Source organism: Faecalibacterium hominis (ex Afrizal et al. 2022), assembly GCF_049545105.1.
Lineage (GTDB): Bacteria > Bacillota > Clostridia > Oscillospirales > Ruminococcaceae > Faecalibacterium > Faecalibacterium duncaniae.
On sequence record NZ_CP186860.1, the window covers coordinates 2,405,667 to 2,420,254 of the forward strand.

The following is a 14,588-nucleotide window of genomic DNA, read 5'->3' on the forward strand; positions in this document are numbered from 1 at the left end:
TGCCCTCCTTTTTCATGGCCTTTCACCCCAATAACGCAGAAAAGGAGAAAGCGTTACAGGTTTCTGCAAATTTTTTGCAGGATCAGCCCTTCTCCTGCCAGAATAACCCGCCGCTGGTCTGGAACAGGGGCCAGGGGTTCACGCTCTTGCTGCCGAGCTTGAAGTCCATGGTCAGCTCCTCGCCCAGCACGCCGACAGCCTGCCCCCGCTCCACAGTCTGCCCGCGGGTCACGGAGAGCTCCTGCAGGCCGTACAGATAACTGCGCACGCCGCAGCCGTGGTCGATGACCACGGTGCTGCCGGTGAGGGCCAGATCGCCTGCAAACACCACCACGCCGCCTGCCGGGGCGCGGCAGGGCTCACCGGGGATGGTGTAGAGCCGGGTGGAGTTGGAGCGGCTGCCCTGCTGGCCGCCGGTCACCTTGACCTGACCGAAATCCACCAGCGTCATGTAGTTTTCTGCCGGGCAGAGGAAGGCACCGGCCCAGAGCTTTTCCCGCACGGGCTGCTCGTACAGGGGCCAGATGTTGTTCCGGAACTCGGTGTTGGCAGCCTCGGTGGATGCAGGCTCCGGCTCCACCTCCACGGTGCCGAAATCCTTGGGCAGAACGGTCAGCGTCCGGGCAAAGGTCTCGCCGTTGACGGTAACGTTGACCGTGTGCCCGCCCGCCGAAGCGTTGTAGGCGGCGGGGATGTAGGCGCGCCAGCCGCTGCCCAGCCGGACACACTGAACGCTGCCCAGGTCGGTCTCCACAGCGGGAGCGGCCTCGCCGGTCAGGCCGGTGATGGAAAGCGCCGCTACACCGCCCTGCTCCAGCCGCTCGGTGGAAAGGGCGACCTCCGCGCTGGCCTGCAGGGTGAACCGGAAGGAGTAGCTGTACCAGCCCGTGGGCTTGGCCGGGTGCTCCACGCCCAGGTTCTTGCGGATGGCACCGGTGGTGCCGCCCTCAAACTGGGTGGCAAGATAGTCCTGTGGCAGCCGCCAGACCGTCAGCTTTGCCTTGTAATCCCCGTTGGCAGGGAAGAGAAAGTCCTCGTACTGAGAGGCCGACCCCGCAAATACGATGCTGCCGATGTCGGTCTCGATGGTCAGGGTGGTGTAGCTGGCCCAATCGGGCAGGGCGAGGGCCGGGTGTGCGTCATACAGCACGCCCAGTTTCTGCACAGTCAGGGTCTCCGGGCTGGTGAACACCTTATCGAACACGCCGCCCAGCAGCGGCACCTGCCAGCAGGAGCCGTTCACTTCCAGCGCCTGCCCGCCGAACTGCGTGTCTGCCGCCGGGCGGGACCCTTCGCCGGTAAAGGAATAGCTCACGGTCATCACCGCACCCAGCAGCACGGCAACGCCCAGAATGACACCAACAACCCACAACAAAAATCGTTTCATGGATATGTACTCCTGTTACAAAGCCGCATCCCTGCACTTGGCTCCCCTGGCAGGGGAGCTGGCCGCGCCGGAGCGGGGACTGAGAGGTTGATTAATCAATGCGGCGTATAAAAAAGCGCACCACAGCTTGCAGGGACAAGCCGGGTGCGTTTTTCAGTGTTTGGTTTATTCTGCGGCATCCTCGGCAGAAGGATCTTCTGCGGGCTGCTCTGCGGCAGGCTCAACGGTCTCGGCCTTATCCTCGCCAAACAGCAGACGCTCGTACTCGTCCAGCTCTTTTTCACGGCGGTGCAGATAGACAGCCACGGCGGCCAGCGCACCGGCCACAGCGGCCAGCGTGGCGATAACAGCGATCAGACAGGATTTCTTCATAGGACACACTCCTTTTCTGGTGGGGAACGGTGGTTCATGGAACCGGAGTTCATTTTGATAAGGCTATTATACCCGGAAAAGCAAAAAATTACAATCCGAATTGCAGAAATTTCATCAATCCGGGCAATCACAGCAATTTGGTCAGCAGCAGCTTTTTGTAGACCTTGAAGGCACCGGGCAGGGTATACGCGGCCTCCAGCTGCTCCTTTCCGGCCCAGACGCAGCCTGCGGGGGCGGGCTGCTCCGGCACAGTGAGGAAATAGCCGCTCTGGTGCCATTCGATGTGGGTGAAAATGTGCTTGGCCGCAGGCAGGGGCGTGAAATGTGCCCCTGTGCAGTCCAGCCCCAGGGCAGCAAGGCGGGCAGCGGTCTCTGCGGCGGTAAGGGTGGTATCCTCCCACAGCACCGGCTGCCACAGCCCGGCCAGCAGGCCCTTGGCCGGCCGCTGCTGGAGCAGCACCCGGCCCTCGTTCAGCACCAGCGCCACCGTGACCGGTGTGATGCGCCGGGCCTTGGGGGGCGTTTTCTGGGGCAGGGAGAGGGCGGAGCCTGCGGCCCGGGCCCGGCAGAGCGTGCCCAGCGGGCACTGCTCACACAGAGGTGCGCCGTTGGGCAGGCAGACCAGCGCGCCCAGCTCCATCAGGGCCTGATTGTAGTCTCCGGCTTTTGCGGGCGGCTGGTGCTCCATGACCCGTGCCGTGAACTCCCGCTTCACCTGCGGGTCGGTGACCAGCCGGGGGTCGTTGTAGAGCCGGGCAAACACCCGCAGAACGTTGCCGTCCACGGCGGGCACCGGGAGGCCGAAACTGATGGATGCAATGGCCCCCGCCGTGTACTCCCCGATGCCGGGCAGGGCCAGCAGGGCGTTGTAATCAGCGGGCAGCTGCCCGCCGTACTGAGCGCAGACGATCTTTGCTGCCTTCTGCAGATTGCGCACCCGGCTGTAATAACCCAGCCCCTCCCACAGCTTGTGCAGCTTTTCCTCCTCACATCCGGCCAGCGCGGGGATATCCGGCAGGGCGGCAAGGAAGCGCTCGTAGTAGGGCAGCGCCGCCGAGACCCGGGTCTGCTGCAGCATGATCTCGCTCAGCCAGACATGGTAGGGCGTGGGGTCCTCCCGGAAGGGGAGGATGCGGCGGTTGGTGTAGAACCAGTCCAACAGGGCAGGAGCGATATTTTCCACTTGTATTTATCTCCTTGTTGAAAACAACCCTCTCCGTCATTGCTCCGCAATGCCACCTCTCCCGAGGGGAGAGGCTATGCTGCCTTTATCCAAGAGCCGCAATAGGCTCCCCCTTCGGGGGAGCTGGCAAAGCCGACAGGCTTTGACTGAGAGGGTTGAATTTAATCCTTAGAAACCGTAAGCGGTGCGGGGGAAGGGCAGCACGTCACGGATGTTCTGGATGCCCGTGAGGTACATGATCATCCGCTCGAAGCCCAGGCCGTAACCGGCGTGCTCCACGCCGCCGAACTTGCGCAGGTTCAGGTACCACTCGTAGTTGGTCTTGTCCATGCCCAGCTCGTCCATGCGGGCCACCAGCTTGTCGTAGTTCTCCTCGCGCTGGCTGCCGCCGATCAGCTCGCCGATGCCGGGCACCAGCATATCAGCTGCGGCCACGGTCTTGCCGTCCGCGTTCATCTTCATGTAGAAGCTCTTGATCTCCTTGGGGTAATCGGTGACAAAGACGGGCTTCTTGAACACGACCTCGGTCAGGTAGCGCTCGTGCTCGGTCTGGATATCCACGCCCCACTCCACGGGGAACTGGAACTTCTTGTTGTTCTTCTTCAGGATCTCGATGGCCTCAGTGTAGGTGATGCGGCCGAACTCGCTGTTTGCCACCAGCTCCAGGCGCTCGATCAGGCCCTTGTCGATGAACTGGTTGAAGAAGGCCATCTCATCGGGGCAGTTGTCCAGCACGTAGCGGATGACGAACTTGGTCATGGCCTCGGCGGTGTCCATGTAGCCCTTCAGGTCGCAGAAGGCCATCTCAGGCTCGATCATCCAGAACTCGGCGGCGTGGCGGGTGGTAAAGCTCTTCTCCGCACGGAAGGTGGGGCCGAAGGTGTACACCTTGCCAAAGGCCATGGCCATGGCCTCGGCCTCCAGCTGGCCGGAAACGGTCAGGTTGACGGGCTTCTCAAAGAAGTCCTGGCTGTAATCCACGGTGCCGTCCTCGTTTTTGGGCACGTTCTGCAGGTCCAGCGTGGTGACCTGGAACATCTCACCGGCACCCTCGCAGTCGGAAGCGGTCAGCAGGGGAGAGTGGGAGTAGACGAAGCCGTTCTCCTGGAAGAACTTGTGGATGGCGTAGGCAGCCACGCTGCGCACGCGGAATGCGGCGTTGAAGGTGTTGGTGCGGGGGCGCAGGGTGGGCATGGTGCGCAGATACTCCATGCTCATCTTCTTTTTCTGCAGGGGATACTCGTCTGCGGGGCAGTCGCCCAGGATCTCCACGCTGTCGGCATTCAGCTCAAAGGGCTGCTTTGCCTGCGGGGTCAGGACGATGCGGCCCACGATGCGCAGGCTGCTGTACAGGCCGGTGTGGATGACCTCCTCGTAGTTTGCCAGCTTGCCTGCCTCCAGCACGACCTGCAGGGTCTTGAAGCAGCCGCCGTCCGACAGGGCGATGAAGCCGATGTTCTTGGAATCACGGATGTTCTTGGCCCAGCCGCACACGGTGACCACCGTGCCGTCGGCGGGAGTGTTCTTGTACAGCGAGACGATCTCAGTACGTTCCATCTTTCTTTCCTCCGATATAAAAATAAAAAGACAGCTTTGCCCTGAATTTTCAGGGCGAACAAGCTGTCTTGTAATGTCCGCGGTGCCACCTGAATTACCGGAAGTGTCCGGTCGCTCGCGCGCTCCAATAAGCGCTGCCCTGGTAACGCTGGGCTTTGCGGCGCACCTACTGGCGGCGGAATGCCGTGTTCAGCTTGCAGCTCCCGGGTGTTCGTTCGCGCACTGGCCCGCACGCGGCTCTCAGCTGCTGCCGCGCTCTCTGTAGCGTCCGGAATGCGTTACTTTTCCCGATCTTTGCTTTTCGGTAATTCTAAAAATAGCACAGCAGCACCGGTTTGTCAATCGGCTTTTTGTGGAAAAACGGTTGAATTCTGCCGGAAAGGATGATATTATTTATCCTGTTATAGTATGTGCATTGCACAAAACGGAACAAACATGAAGATTGGCTTTGTCCTGAGGAGTAGAGCATGAACGAAAATCAAACCACTTACCCCACCGGCGCACAGGATGAGGAAGAGATCGACCTCGTCGCGCTCATGGTGACCCTTCTGCACAAGCTCAAGCCCATCCTGCTGACCGCGGTTGTCTGTGCTGTGATCGCTGGCGGCCTTGCCGGGGTAAAGATCCTGCGCGGCGGCGCTGTTTCGGCAGAAGATCAGGTTGCTTATGAAGAGGCTCTGGCTGAGTATCAGCAGAAAGAGAAGGATTATGAGTTTGCTGTGCAGCAGTACGAGCTGACGGCGAAGAGCAACGAGGATGCGCAGTCTAGTGTGCAGGAAGCACTGAAACAGGCACAGGACTATGCAGAAAAGTCGCTGCTAAAAAATCTGGACGTTTATAATGTCTGGACGGCGCAGGCTGACCTTTATATTGACAGCGGCTACAAAATCCAGCCGGGTTCTGCGTATCAGAATGTTGACCCGACCGGTGCGTTGCTGGCTGCATATCAGAAACAGCTGGTCAGCGGTGACTCCATGAATGCTGCCGCTGATGCCGTAGGGGTAGATGTGCGCTACCTGAAGGGCGTGGTCACGGTAGAACTTTCCCAGAACGACAGTGGCGAGTATAACGGCGTGATGACCTTGCAGGCGTATGCTGCAGATCAGCAGACCGCAGAGAAAATTCTGAACGCGCTGCTGGGTCGTCTGGATCTGATCCATGATAAAGCGGCAGCTGCTGTGTGCAGCCACAGTGTACGCGTGATTGATCAGAGCGTGACACAGGGGGTCTCCACGGAACTGCGTGCGTTGCAGCAGACGAGCAATGAAGATGTTCAGAATCTGCAGAGCCAGCTGGTGGAACTGCAGAGTGCCCGTCAGGCGCTGGATGACAATCTGGCTTCTGCTAAGAGTACTTGGGAGAGTGCGGAGGAGCCCGCACTGGGCGGCGGCGCTGCCTCCTCGGTGGCAAAGTACCTGCTCATTGGCTTCCTGCTGGGTGCTGTTCTGGCCTGCGGCGTGGTTGTGGTCAGGTTCCTGCTGGACGGCATGGTCTACTCGGCCAGCGAGCTGAACCGCTCCACCGGCCTGCCCGTGCTGGGCGCGCTGGCCAGCGACCGCACCAAGAAAGCCGGAAAGCTGGATGCAAAGCTCTATCAGATGGAGGGCCGCCCCGATGGCAGCGCGGACGCTGAGATGCTCTGCCTGATGGCTCAGACCATCCGCAGCCGCGCCCCGGAGGCGAAGAATATTCTGGTTACCGGCGATCTGCCTGCGGACCAGCTGGAAGCACTGGCCGCTGCCCTGCAGGCCACGGAACCCCTGCGCGGCCAGAGCGTGACCGCCGCCGAGAGCATCCTCAAGGCCGCTGCCACCGTGCCCCATGTGGTGGCTGCCGATGCCATTGTGCTGGCTGCCGACTGCACGGTCACCCGCACCGATGCCGTGCGGGAGCAGAACGAGAAGATCGTTCGGCTGGGCAAGCAGATCCTGGGCTGCATCGTATACGAATAAGCAATCAAAAATGCCGCTGGTCAGCCAGCGGCATTTTTGATTGCCTGGATCAGCCCATTGGCCGCCAGCTGCCCGGCATAGAGGGCCTCGTTCAGGTTGTTGCCGTGCCCGCCGATTTCAATGAGCAGACTGCCGGGGGTCAGATCCTGATTGTAGAACCGATAGCTGAACAGGACCGGGCGGGTGAAACCGGGGAACGACCACTCCATGGCGTTTTCCCAGGCGGCGGCAAAGCGGAGGTTGAGCCGGTAGTTGGGCAGGCTGACCGTGGTGCCGTTGTCGCACCCGCAGATGATCATCACCTGCGCCGCCTGCCGCCCGTTGACGGTGCACACCGGGGCCATGCGGGAGCCGTTCTCAGTCTCGATGGCATCCCGGTGGACATCCAGCACGATCTTGATGCTGGGATACTGCGATAAGTATTGCTGTACCACCGCGCGGCTGTTGGCATAGCTGCCGGTGTAGCTGGGGTAATCGTTCAGGGTCTCGTCGTGCAGGGTATTGAGCCCGGCGGCGTTGAGGGTGTCTGTCATCACCCGGCCCACGGCGCACATGTTGAAGTCCCGGTCGGTGGTGCGGGAACCGTCCCCCGGGCGGTACCACAGCCCTGCCGAGAGCCGGTAGTCCTCAGTGGCATGGGTGTGCATGATGAGGATCTGCGGGTCGGGGCTGTTCCACTCCACCGCAAAGGGGAGCGGGTTGGTGATCTCGGCGGCAATGTCGGCGCTGGAGACGCTGGTGTTGTTCTTGATGCTGCCGCTGCCGCAGGGAATGTATTTCTCCCCGCTGCCCTGCGGATAGTTCTTTTCCAGGATGGCACCGGCTCCCTCCGGGCGGGCCTCATCGCCTTCCAGCGGGACAAGGTAGGCTTCAATGTCACCGGCAGGCAGGGCGGGAGCCTCCTGTGCAGGCTCTGCCTGTGTTTCCTGCGCGGGTTCGCTCACGGCCTGTGCGGCAGTCTCGGAGAGGTCTTTCCGGCTCAGGTAAAGGGCGGTCTGCACGGCGGGCAGCGGCCCGATGACCACCGCTGCCAGCGTGAGGAGCAGCTGGTGCGCAAACAGTGCCAGCCCCAGCGCAAGGCCTGCCGCCGCTGCAAAAGGCAGAGGATGCCCGCACCCTGCCATTTCCCGCCTGCGCATGGAACCTCACCCCCTTCTGCAAAATAGATATGAGAGAACCGCTCCGTCAATGCGAACGGATTGCTGCCTCTCCCAGTAGGAGCAGCAGGCCGGCAGCAGCATAAAACTGACCCCTATCAGGGGAGCAGACGAGCGAAGGCGAGACCGAGAGGGTTACCCCACCAGCCAGCACAACTGTGCCACACTCAGCTTTGGCTGAAGGGCCCGGTTGATGGCAGCCCCCAGCAGGGCCGCGCCGTGGGCGATGACCCCGTCCAGATCCCGGGGCGTGACGACCAGATCCCGGCCCTCCTCGGCCTGCATCAGGGTGGGGATGCCCGCCGCAAGGACAGGCACACCCAACCGGGCGGCATCCAGATGCCGGGAGTGGTCGGGCTGGGCCGGGTGGAGCCCGGTGTCTGAAAACTGGAGCGTCCGGCCCAGCCGCTCCGGCTCAGCAGAGCAAAGGCTGTCCACACAAAGCAGGGCGGCGGGGCGCAGCTCTCGTACCAGTGCCCCGGCCAGCTGCTGTAAGCTCAGGCCTGTGGCTGCCGATACCCCCGGAGCCACAGCCGCCACCGGCCGGATGCCCTGCACCGGTACGGTGCGCGGCCCCATGGTCACGAACACCTTCTGCACCGTGCGGGGACCCAGAGCATCCGCCGTGACCCGGCGGTTGCCCACCCCCAGCACCAGCACTGGGCCTTCGGGCGGCAGCAGGGGCCGCAGCTCTGCGGCGGCGGCTTCGATCACGGCGCTGTCCCGCTCGTCCAGCAGGCTCACGCTGGGGACCTCCAGCGTCACATACCTGCCCCGCGGCCGCGCCAGCCCCTCCCGCGCAATCTCTACCCGGGTGATCGTCACGCCGCCCTGACGGGCCGTTGCCACGCGTACCCCGGCGGGCAGGGCGGTTTTGCCCGGCTGGCCGAACAGTTCATCGGCAAGGTCAGTTTCCCGCATTTTGCATCCCCCATCCGGCTGAATTTCCGTATTTGGGCGCTTTTCCCGCCCAAACGGTACCAGAAGTATGGGAAAATGAAAAAATTCTAAACAAAAATTCAAAAAAGGCTTGCGCTGGTACGGCAAATATGGTATCATAAGGTGCGCTGTTATAGGTAGCCAAGGAGGTGGAACGAATGCCTAACATCAAATCTCAGAAGGACCGCGTCGTGCAGGCTGCTGCAGAGCAGGCTCACAACAAGGCCATTAAGACCAACCTGAAAACAGTCGTCAAGAAGGCAGACGCTGCCATCGATGCTAAAGCCGCTGACAAGGACGCAACTGTCCTGGCTGCTGTTTCCGCGATCGACAAGGCTCGCGCTAAGGGTGTCATCAAGAAGAACACCGCTTCTCGCAAGATCAGCCGTATGGCCAAGCGTGCAAACAAGAACGCCTGATTTACGACAGATCAAGTGATCGACTGACGAACAAAACCTCTGTATCGGGAACCCGATACGGGGGTTTTTGTTTTTCCAGCAGCTGTTCCGGGGGCAGGGGCGCGGGCTGCTCTGCCAGTGCCCAGAACACCCAGCCTGCAGGCACAGCAGCCGCCAGCACCAGCCCGGGCCAGAGCACGGCGGGATATGTAAGGGCCTCGCTGCCGGGCAGGAACACCGCCGCCGCGCAGAGCACAAGGGCGGTCCAGCCCTCCCATAAGATCGTTGCAAAAGTCTCACGCATGACTATCATCTCCTTTTCTGGAAAAGTATACCATGCAGAGGGCACGAATCGGCGCAGAAAAGGACGATGCACGAAAAACGTGTATCGTCCCAGGAAGGGTCCTGCTTCAGTTCTGGTCGTGGCTGCGGCCCACCAGCGAACAGACCACGCCGCAGACAAGGCTGGTGGTGATGCCTGCAGCAGCGGCGGTCAGCCCGCCGGTCAGGATGCCGATGGCTCCCTCTTCGGCAAGGGCGATGCGCACGCCTTTGGCAAGCAGGTGACCGAAGCCCAGCAGGGGAACGGTGGCACCGCAGCCTGCAAACTCGGCCAGCGGCGCGTACCACCCAAGGGCCGAGAGCACCACGCCCGCCACCACATAGCCTGTCAGGATGCGGGCGGGGGTCAGGGCGGTCAGGTCGAGAAAGAGCTGGCCCACCACGCAGATGGCCCCGCCTGTAACGAATGCCCAGAAATAGTTCATGTGTTCCCTCCGTTCTGTTCCTCCGGGGCAGCAAGCTCCACCAGGTGAGAAATGGCCGGGATGCTCTCCTTCTGCAAAAAGGTGGTCTGGCTCATCAGCGCGCCTGTGGCCAGAAAGAGCACCCGGCGCTGGCCCCGCCGCTCCAGCCGGGGCAGGAGATGCCCGCAGAGCACTGCTGCACAGCATCCCGGCCCCGAAGCGCCGCTGTGCACCGACTGGCCCTCGGCATCATAGAGGAGGGAGCCGCAGTCCACATGGTTCTTGAGGAGCAGGCCCTCGGCGGCCAGCAGCTCCCGGAACAGCTGACTGCCCACATGGCCCAGGTCGCCGGTGCAGATGGCATCGAACTCCTGCGGCTGGGTGTTGGTGTCGGTGAGGTAGCGCAGGAGCGTTGCCGCCGCAGCCGGAGCCATGGCGGCCCCCATGTTGTTGATGTCCCGGATGCCCAGATCCTGCACCTGGCCAAAGGTCACGGCCCGGATGCCAACCCCCTGCCCGGCAGGGCGGAGCAGGCAGGCCCCTGCCGCCGTGGCAGTCCACTGGGCGGTGGGGGTGCGCACGGCTCCGTAGGAAAGCGGGGTGCGGAACTGCCGCTCGGCGGTGCAGAAGTGGCTGGAGGTCATGGCCAGCAGGCCGTCTGCCATTCCGGCGCTGCACAGGCAGGCCCCAACACCCAGCGCCTCGGCCATGGTGCTGCAGGCCCCGAACAGCCCCGCAAAGGGCAGGCCCAGCGCCCGGGCCGCATAGCCCGAGGCTGTGCACTGGGCCTGCAGGTCTCCGGCCAGCAGGAGGCTCACATCCTTTTCGGTGGCGTGGGCTTTTTTCAGGCAGAGCCGTGCCGTCTGTAATTGCAGCTGCGTTTCAGCGGCCTCCCAGCTGGCCTGCCCGAGGCGGTTGTCACTGTGCAGTTCATCGAACTCTGCCGCCAGCGGGCTTTCACCCTCCTTTTTGCCGCCGATGCAGGCGTGTGCGGCGATGACAGGCGGTTTTGGAAAGATCAGGGTGTCACCCCGGCGGGTCGCCATGAAAAAATCCCCCTTTCAGGGCTGTTTTTCTTTGGGATTTGTGCTATAATAGCGCTCGTGCGATATTCTGCTCCATCCACTTTGCCGGAAAACTGCAATTTTTGCATCCCGGCAGGCGTATTGTAGACAGAGCGGTCAGCCGCCCAGCAGCCAGAGCACCCCACCGTAGACCACAGCGGCCAGCGTGCCGTACACGATGACCGGCCCCGCAATGGTGAACATCTTGGCTCCGGTGCCGCAGACCCTGCCCTCGGGCTTGAACTCGATGGCGGCGCTGACCACGGCGTTGGCAAAGCCCGTGATGGGCACCAGCGAGCCTGCCCCGGCTTTGGCGGCAAGCTTCTGGTAGAGCCCCAGCGTGGTCAGCAGGGCCGACAGCACGATGAGGGTGCAGCTGGTCAGGGTGCCGGCAAGCTGGGCTTCCAGCCCCATGCCAAGATACCACCCGCGCAGCACCTCGCCCAGCAGGCAGATGCCGCCGCCCACGCAGAAGGCCCACAGGCAGTCGGAGCCCAGAGGGGAGCGGGGGCCGACCTGTTTTACCCGCCGTGCGTATTCTTCTGCTGTCATCTTCATCGCTGTCACCTCGGGCTTAGGATGCCCCCGGAGAAACATAATATACAGAAAATGAACCGAGAAAGAAGGTCTCTTATGAATCAGCAGCAACCCATCCACCGCCGCCGCCTGACCCGGGCAGAGATCCGGCGGCGGCGACGCAACCGCGCCATCCGCCGCATCGCCGGGCTGACCCTTGTGGTCTGCGTGGCCGTGGGCGGTGTGTCCTTCCTGCTTTCCCGCCGCAAGGCCCCGGTACCCACGGCAGATGCCGCCGGGAGCGCCGCCAATAGTGCGGCCGGCAGTCTGCCGTCGGCTGCGCCGGGCAGCAAGGTAGAGAGCAGCGCCGTGAGCGGAGCCGCCTCTGAGAGCGTGGAGAGCCGGGACAACCTGCTGGGCCTGACCGCCGCCGAGGCGAAGGCCATGCTGGCCGACCCGCTGATGATCCTTGTGAACCACACCAATAAGATGCCGGAAAACTACACCTTTGAGACCGCTGAGTGCGGCTCCAAGACCGCAGTGAACAAGACCCTGCAGACCGTGGCCTGCAATGCCTTTCTGGAGCTGCAGAAGGCCGCTGCTGCGGAAAATGTGACCGTCTGGATGCAGAGCGGCTACCGCAGCGTGTCCTACCAGACCAGCCTCTACGAGAAAAAGACCAACTATTATAAGCAACAGGGCTATGACGATGCCAAGGCGAAGGAAATGGCCGCCGCTGTTGTCAACCCGCCGGGCTACTCCGAGCACAACTGCGGTCTGGCTGCAGACCTGAACAGCCCCGAGCACACCGGCCTGGACGAGGGCTTTGAGAACACGGCTGCTTTCCGCTGGCTCTGCCAGCACGCCGGGGAGTACGGGTTCATCCTGCGCTACCCCAAGGGGGCCGAGGAGAAGACCGAGATCACCTACGAGCCCTGGCACTGGCGCTATGTGGGCGTGGAAAACGCCGCGAAGATCAACGCCAGCGGCCTGTGCTTTGAGGACTATATCGCCGCCCTGCAGCAGATCGCGGGCTGAGCGGCAAAGCGCTGGTGAAGAAACCGTAAAATCTTCTGCCTGCCGTTTGCAATTCGGGCTTTGATATGGTAAGATAACAATGGTTCGTTGTCGGAAACTCTTCCGCGTGGGCGAACCGGTGTAAAACAGATAAAAGAGGGAATAATCCATGAAACTTCGTGCTAAAATCATTCTGACTGCTGCTTCTCTGGCCCTGAGCTGTGCTCTGCTGGCCGGCTGCGGTTCTTCTTCCAGTTCTACCGCTTCTTCTGCCGCGTCCTCTGAGCCTGCCTCCACTGTGCTGAGCCAGGCCTCCAGCATCCCGCTGGGCGAGGACAACAGCACCGATGCCCTGAACGCACCGTTCGAGACCCTGCTGGATGCCAACCCCATCTCCAACCAGTTTGAGATCGCTGCCATGAACATTGAGTACGATTTCAACCTGCCCGCTGAGGATGTGGTGAGCTACAAGGGCGTGAAGAGCAACGACAACGGCGATGCCGGCATGGTGCTGGTCGTGGAAGCTGCTGACGGCAAGGCGGAAGAGGTTGCAAACCAGCTGACCGCTTACCAGCAGGATCAGGTGGCGTTCTACGGCAACTACGCTGAGTTCGCACAGGCCCAGGAAAATGTGGAGAACGCCGTGATCGCCTTCAAGGACAACACCGTGGTCATGGTCATCGCTTCCAACGAGTGCACTGCCGATCTGGACAGCGCGGTGGACAGCGCACTGGGAGAGTAAAATAAAACTGAATGGGGCTGCTGCAGGCCCTCTCTGTCAATGCTCCGCACTGCCGCCTCTCCCAAAGGGAGAGCTGACGAGCGCAGCGAGTGTGAGAGGGCATTTGCAGCAGCTCTTTTTTTAAAAGGAGGTCGAAGCCTTGGTTTTCAGCACCATCATCTTTCTGTTCCGGTTTCTTCCCATTACGCTGGCGCTGTATTACCTTGCGCCCGCAAAGCTCAAGAATACGGTGCTCTTTGTGTGCAGCCTGGTGTTCTACTGCTGGGGTGAGGTCCGGTTCTTCCCGGTCATGCTGGCCCTGATCCTCATTAACTATCTCTGCGGCCTGGGGCTGGAAGCGTTTGACGCAAAGCCCGGCGTGCGCAAGGTGCTGCTGCTGGTCGCCCTTGCAGCCAGCCTGGGGATGCTGTTCTACTTCAAGTACGCAAACTTTGTCCTGCGCAGCATCAACAGCCTGCTGGGCACCGGATTTGCGGCCATTCAGGGCATCAGCGTCCTGCCGCTGGGCATCAGCTTTTATACCTTCCAGACCCTTTCCTACACCATTGATGTCTACCGCCGGGAGGTAAAGACTGAGCACAACATCATCAACTTCGGCGCTTATGTTGTCATGTTCCCCCAGCTCATCGCGGGCCCCATCGTCAAGTATCGGGATGTCTCGGCCCAGCTGCACGTTTACAAGCATCGTTACAGCTTGCAGCAGATTGAGGAAGGCATGACCCTGTTCACCTTCGGTCTGGCAAAAAAGGTCCTGCTGGCGGATGCCGTCGGCGCGCTCTGGACGGACATCATCGGCATTGCCGACAGCCCTTCCACTACCTTTGTGGGCCTTGCCAATGCGTCCACGCCGCTGGTCTGGCTGGGTGTCATCGCCTACTCGCTCCAGCTCTACTTTGATTTTTCCGGTTACTCCATGATGGCCATCGGCATGGGCAAGATGCTGGGCTTTGATTTCCCCCAGAACTTCAACTTCCCCTATATCTCCCGCTCCATCACCGAGTTCTGGCGGCGCTGGCACATGACCCTTTCCGGCTGGTTCCGCGAGTATGTCTATATCCCGCTGGGCGGCAACCGCAAGGGCCTGAAGCGGCAGATCTTCAATCTGTTCGTGGTGGAGCTGCTCACCGGCATCTGGCACGGTGCAGACTGGAACTTTATCTGCTGGGGCCTGTACTACTTTATTTTGCTGGCCCTTGAAAAGCTGTTCCTGCTCAAGTATCTGGAAAAAGGCAGGATCTGGCCCCACATCTACACCATGTTCCTTGTGGTGGTGGGCTGGGCCATGTTTGTGGGCAACGAGGCCGGGGTGGGCTTCGGGCTGCTGTTCCGCAAGCTCTTCCTCCCCTCGGGCGGTGCGTCTCCGGTCTACTTCCTGCGCAACTACGGCGTGCTGCTGGCGGTCAGCATCCTGTGCTGCACCCCGCTCATTGAGAAGATCTGGAACGCCCTGCGCAAACACACCGTGACCCGTGTGGCTGCGGTGCTGGTGCTGCTGGTGCTCTCCACGGCGTATGTGGTGGGCAGCACCAACAGCCCGTTCCTGTATTTCAACTTCTGA

The 14,588-nt window shown here is 61.6% G+C and carries 15 protein-coding genes and 1 other annotated feature; of the genes, 5 read left to right on the forward strand and 10 right to left on the reverse strand.

Going from position 1 to position 14,588, the window contains the following annotated elements:
* Positions 1-82: 82 nt before the first annotated feature.
* From ACKXGA_RS11590 to asnS, 4 genes are all read right to left on the reverse strand, one after another.
* A complete protein-coding gene (locus tag ACKXGA_RS11590; protein ID WP_423729537.1) occupies positions 83-1,387 on the reverse strand; it encodes a murein hydrolase activator EnvC family protein in 1,305 nt (434 codons plus the stop codon).
* A 165-nt stretch (positions 1,388-1,552) separates the two neighbouring features.
* Complete coding sequence (locus tag ACKXGA_RS11595) at positions 1,553-1,759, reverse strand: hypothetical protein (protein WP_005929737.1); 207 nt, start codon at positions 1,757-1,759, stop codon at positions 1,553-1,555.
* Between the two features lie 127 nt (positions 1,760-1,886).
* Positions 1,887-2,942: an A/G-specific adenine glycosylase gene (locus ACKXGA_RS11600; RefSeq protein WP_423729538.1), complete on the reverse strand. Its 1,056-nt coding sequence runs from the start codon at positions 2,940-2,942 to the stop codon at positions 1,887-1,889.
* 168 nt (positions 2,943-3,110) lie between these two features.
* Positions 3,111-4,499 (reverse strand): asparagine--tRNA ligase, encoded by a 1,389-nt coding sequence (asnS, locus tag ACKXGA_RS11605; RefSeq protein WP_117535626.1) that lies wholly within the window; start codon positions 4,497-4,499, stop codon positions 3,111-3,113.
* A 47-nt stretch (positions 4,500-4,546) separates the two neighbouring features.
* Positions 4,547-4,803 (reverse strand) — a binding site (T-box leader).
* 163 nt (positions 4,804-4,966) lie between these two features.
* On the opposite strand from asnS, the gene ACKXGA_RS11610 reads away from it, so the two are divergent.
* Positions 4,967-6,451 carry a hypothetical protein gene (locus ACKXGA_RS11610; RefSeq protein WP_423729539.1) on the forward strand — a complete coding sequence of 495 codons (1,485 nt, stop codon included), beginning with the start codon at positions 4,967-4,969 and terminating at the stop codon, positions 6,449-6,451.
* Positions 6,452-6,471: 20 nt separating this feature from the next.
* Here the strand turns inward: ACKXGA_RS11610 and spoIIP are convergent, their stop codons facing one another.
* A complete protein-coding gene (gene spoIIP, locus ACKXGA_RS11615) occupies positions 6,472-7,590 on the reverse strand; it encodes a stage II sporulation protein P (RefSeq protein WP_423729540.1) in 1,119 nt (372 codons plus the stop codon).
* Between the two features lie 153 nt (positions 7,591-7,743).
* The gene (gene gpr, locus ACKXGA_RS11620; RefSeq protein WP_035393352.1) at positions 7,744-8,529 is read right to left on the reverse strand and encodes a GPR endopeptidase; all 786 of its coding nucleotides are present in this window, start codon (positions 8,527-8,529) and stop codon (positions 7,744-7,746) included.
* Between the two features lie 176 nt (positions 8,530-8,705).
* On the opposite strand from gpr, the gene rpsT reads away from it, so the two are divergent.
* The gene (gene rpsT / locus ACKXGA_RS11625) at positions 8,706-8,966 is read left to right on the forward strand and encodes a 30S ribosomal protein S20 (RefSeq protein ID WP_005929709.1); all 261 of its coding nucleotides are present in this window, start codon (positions 8,706-8,708) and stop codon (positions 8,964-8,966) included.
* 1 nt (position 8,967) lies between these two features.
* Here rpsT and ACKXGA_RS11630 read toward each other — a convergent pair whose 3' ends face one another.
* The 4 genes from ACKXGA_RS11630 to ACKXGA_RS11645 all read right to left on the reverse strand — a co-directional run bounded on the left by ACKXGA_RS11630 (position 8,968) and on the right by ACKXGA_RS11645 (position 11,313).
* The gene (locus ACKXGA_RS11630) at positions 8,968-9,249 is read right to left on the reverse strand and encodes a peptidoglycan synthetase (RefSeq protein ID WP_423729541.1); all 282 of its coding nucleotides are present in this window, start codon (positions 9,247-9,249) and stop codon (positions 8,968-8,970) included.
* Positions 9,250-9,355: 106 nt separating this feature from the next.
* The gene (locus ACKXGA_RS11635) at positions 9,356-9,712 is read right to left on the reverse strand and encodes a SpoVA/SpoVAEb family sporulation membrane protein (protein ID WP_423729542.1); all 357 of its coding nucleotides are present in this window, start codon (positions 9,710-9,712) and stop codon (positions 9,356-9,358) included.
* Entirely contained in the window at positions 9,709-10,737 is a 1,029-nt protein-coding gene (locus ACKXGA_RS11640) for a stage V sporulation protein AD (RefSeq protein WP_423729543.1), read from the reverse strand. The genes ACKXGA_RS11635 and ACKXGA_RS11640 overlap by 4 nt, the downstream gene beginning before the upstream one ends.
* A 135-nt stretch (positions 10,738-10,872) precedes the next feature.
* Positions 10,873-11,313 (reverse strand): SpoVA/SpoVAEb family sporulation membrane protein, encoded by a 441-nt coding sequence (locus ACKXGA_RS11645; protein WP_050762766.1) that lies wholly within the window; start codon positions 11,311-11,313, stop codon positions 10,873-10,875.
* A gap of 75 nt (positions 11,314-11,388) precedes the next feature.
* Between ACKXGA_RS11645 and ACKXGA_RS11650 the strand changes: the two genes are divergently transcribed.
* The 3 genes from ACKXGA_RS11650 to ACKXGA_RS11660 all read left to right on the forward strand — a co-directional run bounded on the left by ACKXGA_RS11650 (position 11,389) and on the right by ACKXGA_RS11660 (position 14,588).
* Positions 11,389-12,309, forward strand: a complete 921-nt coding sequence (locus ACKXGA_RS11650; protein WP_423729544.1) for a M15 family metallopeptidase — start codon at positions 11,389-11,391, stop codon at positions 12,307-12,309.
* A 148-nt stretch (positions 12,310-12,457) separates the two neighbouring features.
* The gene (locus ACKXGA_RS11655) at positions 12,458-13,030 is read left to right on the forward strand and encodes a DUF4358 domain-containing protein (RefSeq protein ID WP_423729545.1); all 573 of its coding nucleotides are present in this window, start codon (positions 12,458-12,460) and stop codon (positions 13,028-13,030) included.
* A 139-nt stretch (positions 13,031-13,169) separates the two neighbouring features.
* Positions 13,170-14,588, forward strand: coding sequence for an MBOAT family O-acyltransferase (locus ACKXGA_RS11660; protein WP_423729546.1), 1,419 nt, complete (start codon positions 13,170-13,172; stop codon positions 14,586-14,588).

What these genes read in the sequence shown, in the direction of transcription:
- spoIIP (WP_423729540.1), bottom strand. Translation starts at nt 7,590, where the DNA reads ATGCGCAGGCGGGAAATGGCAGGGTGCGGGCATCCTCTGCCTTTTGCA.
- ACKXGA_RS11650 (WP_423729544.1), top strand. Translation starts at nt 11,389, where the DNA reads ATGAATCAGCAGCAACCCATCCACCGCCGCCGCCTGACCCGGGCAGAG.
- asnS (WP_117535626.1), bottom strand. Translation starts at nt 4,499, where the DNA reads ATGGAACGTACTGAGATCGTCTCGCTGTACAAGAACACTCCCGCCGAC.
- ACKXGA_RS11635 (WP_423729542.1), bottom strand. Translation starts at nt 9,712, where the DNA reads ATGAACTATTTCTGGGCATTCGTTACAGGCGGGGCCATCTGCGTGGTG.
- ACKXGA_RS11630 (WP_423729541.1), bottom strand. Translation starts at nt 9,249, where the DNA reads ATGCGTGAGACTTTTGCAACGATCTTATGGGAGGGCTGGACCGCCCTT.
- ACKXGA_RS11610 (WP_423729539.1), top strand. Translation starts at nt 4,967, where the DNA reads ATGAACGAAAATCAAACCACTTACCCCACCGGCGCACAGGATGAGGAA.
- ACKXGA_RS11640 (WP_423729543.1), bottom strand. Translation starts at nt 10,737, where the DNA reads ATGGCGACCCGCCGGGGTGACACCCTGATCTTTCCAAAACCGCCTGTC.
- ACKXGA_RS11590 (WP_423729537.1), bottom strand. Translation starts at nt 1,387, where the DNA reads ATGAAACGATTTTTGTTGTGGGTTGTTGGTGTCATTCTGGGCGTTGCC.
- gpr (WP_035393352.1), bottom strand. Translation starts at nt 8,529, where the DNA reads ATGCGGGAAACTGACCTTGCCGATGAACTGTTCGGCCAGCCGGGCAAA.
- rpsT (WP_005929709.1), top strand. Translation starts at nt 8,706, where the DNA reads ATGCCTAACATCAAATCTCAGAAGGACCGCGTCGTGCAGGCTGCTGCA.
- ACKXGA_RS11655 (WP_423729545.1), top strand. Translation starts at nt 12,458, where the DNA reads ATGAAACTTCGTGCTAAAATCATTCTGACTGCTGCTTCTCTGGCCCTG.
- ACKXGA_RS11595 (WP_005929737.1), bottom strand. Translation starts at nt 1,759, where the DNA reads ATGAAGAAATCCTGTCTGATCGCTGTTATCGCCACGCTGGCCGCTGTG.
- ACKXGA_RS11645 (WP_050762766.1), bottom strand. Translation starts at nt 11,313, where the DNA reads ATGAAGATGACAGCAGAAGAATACGCACGGCGGGTAAAACAGGTCGGC.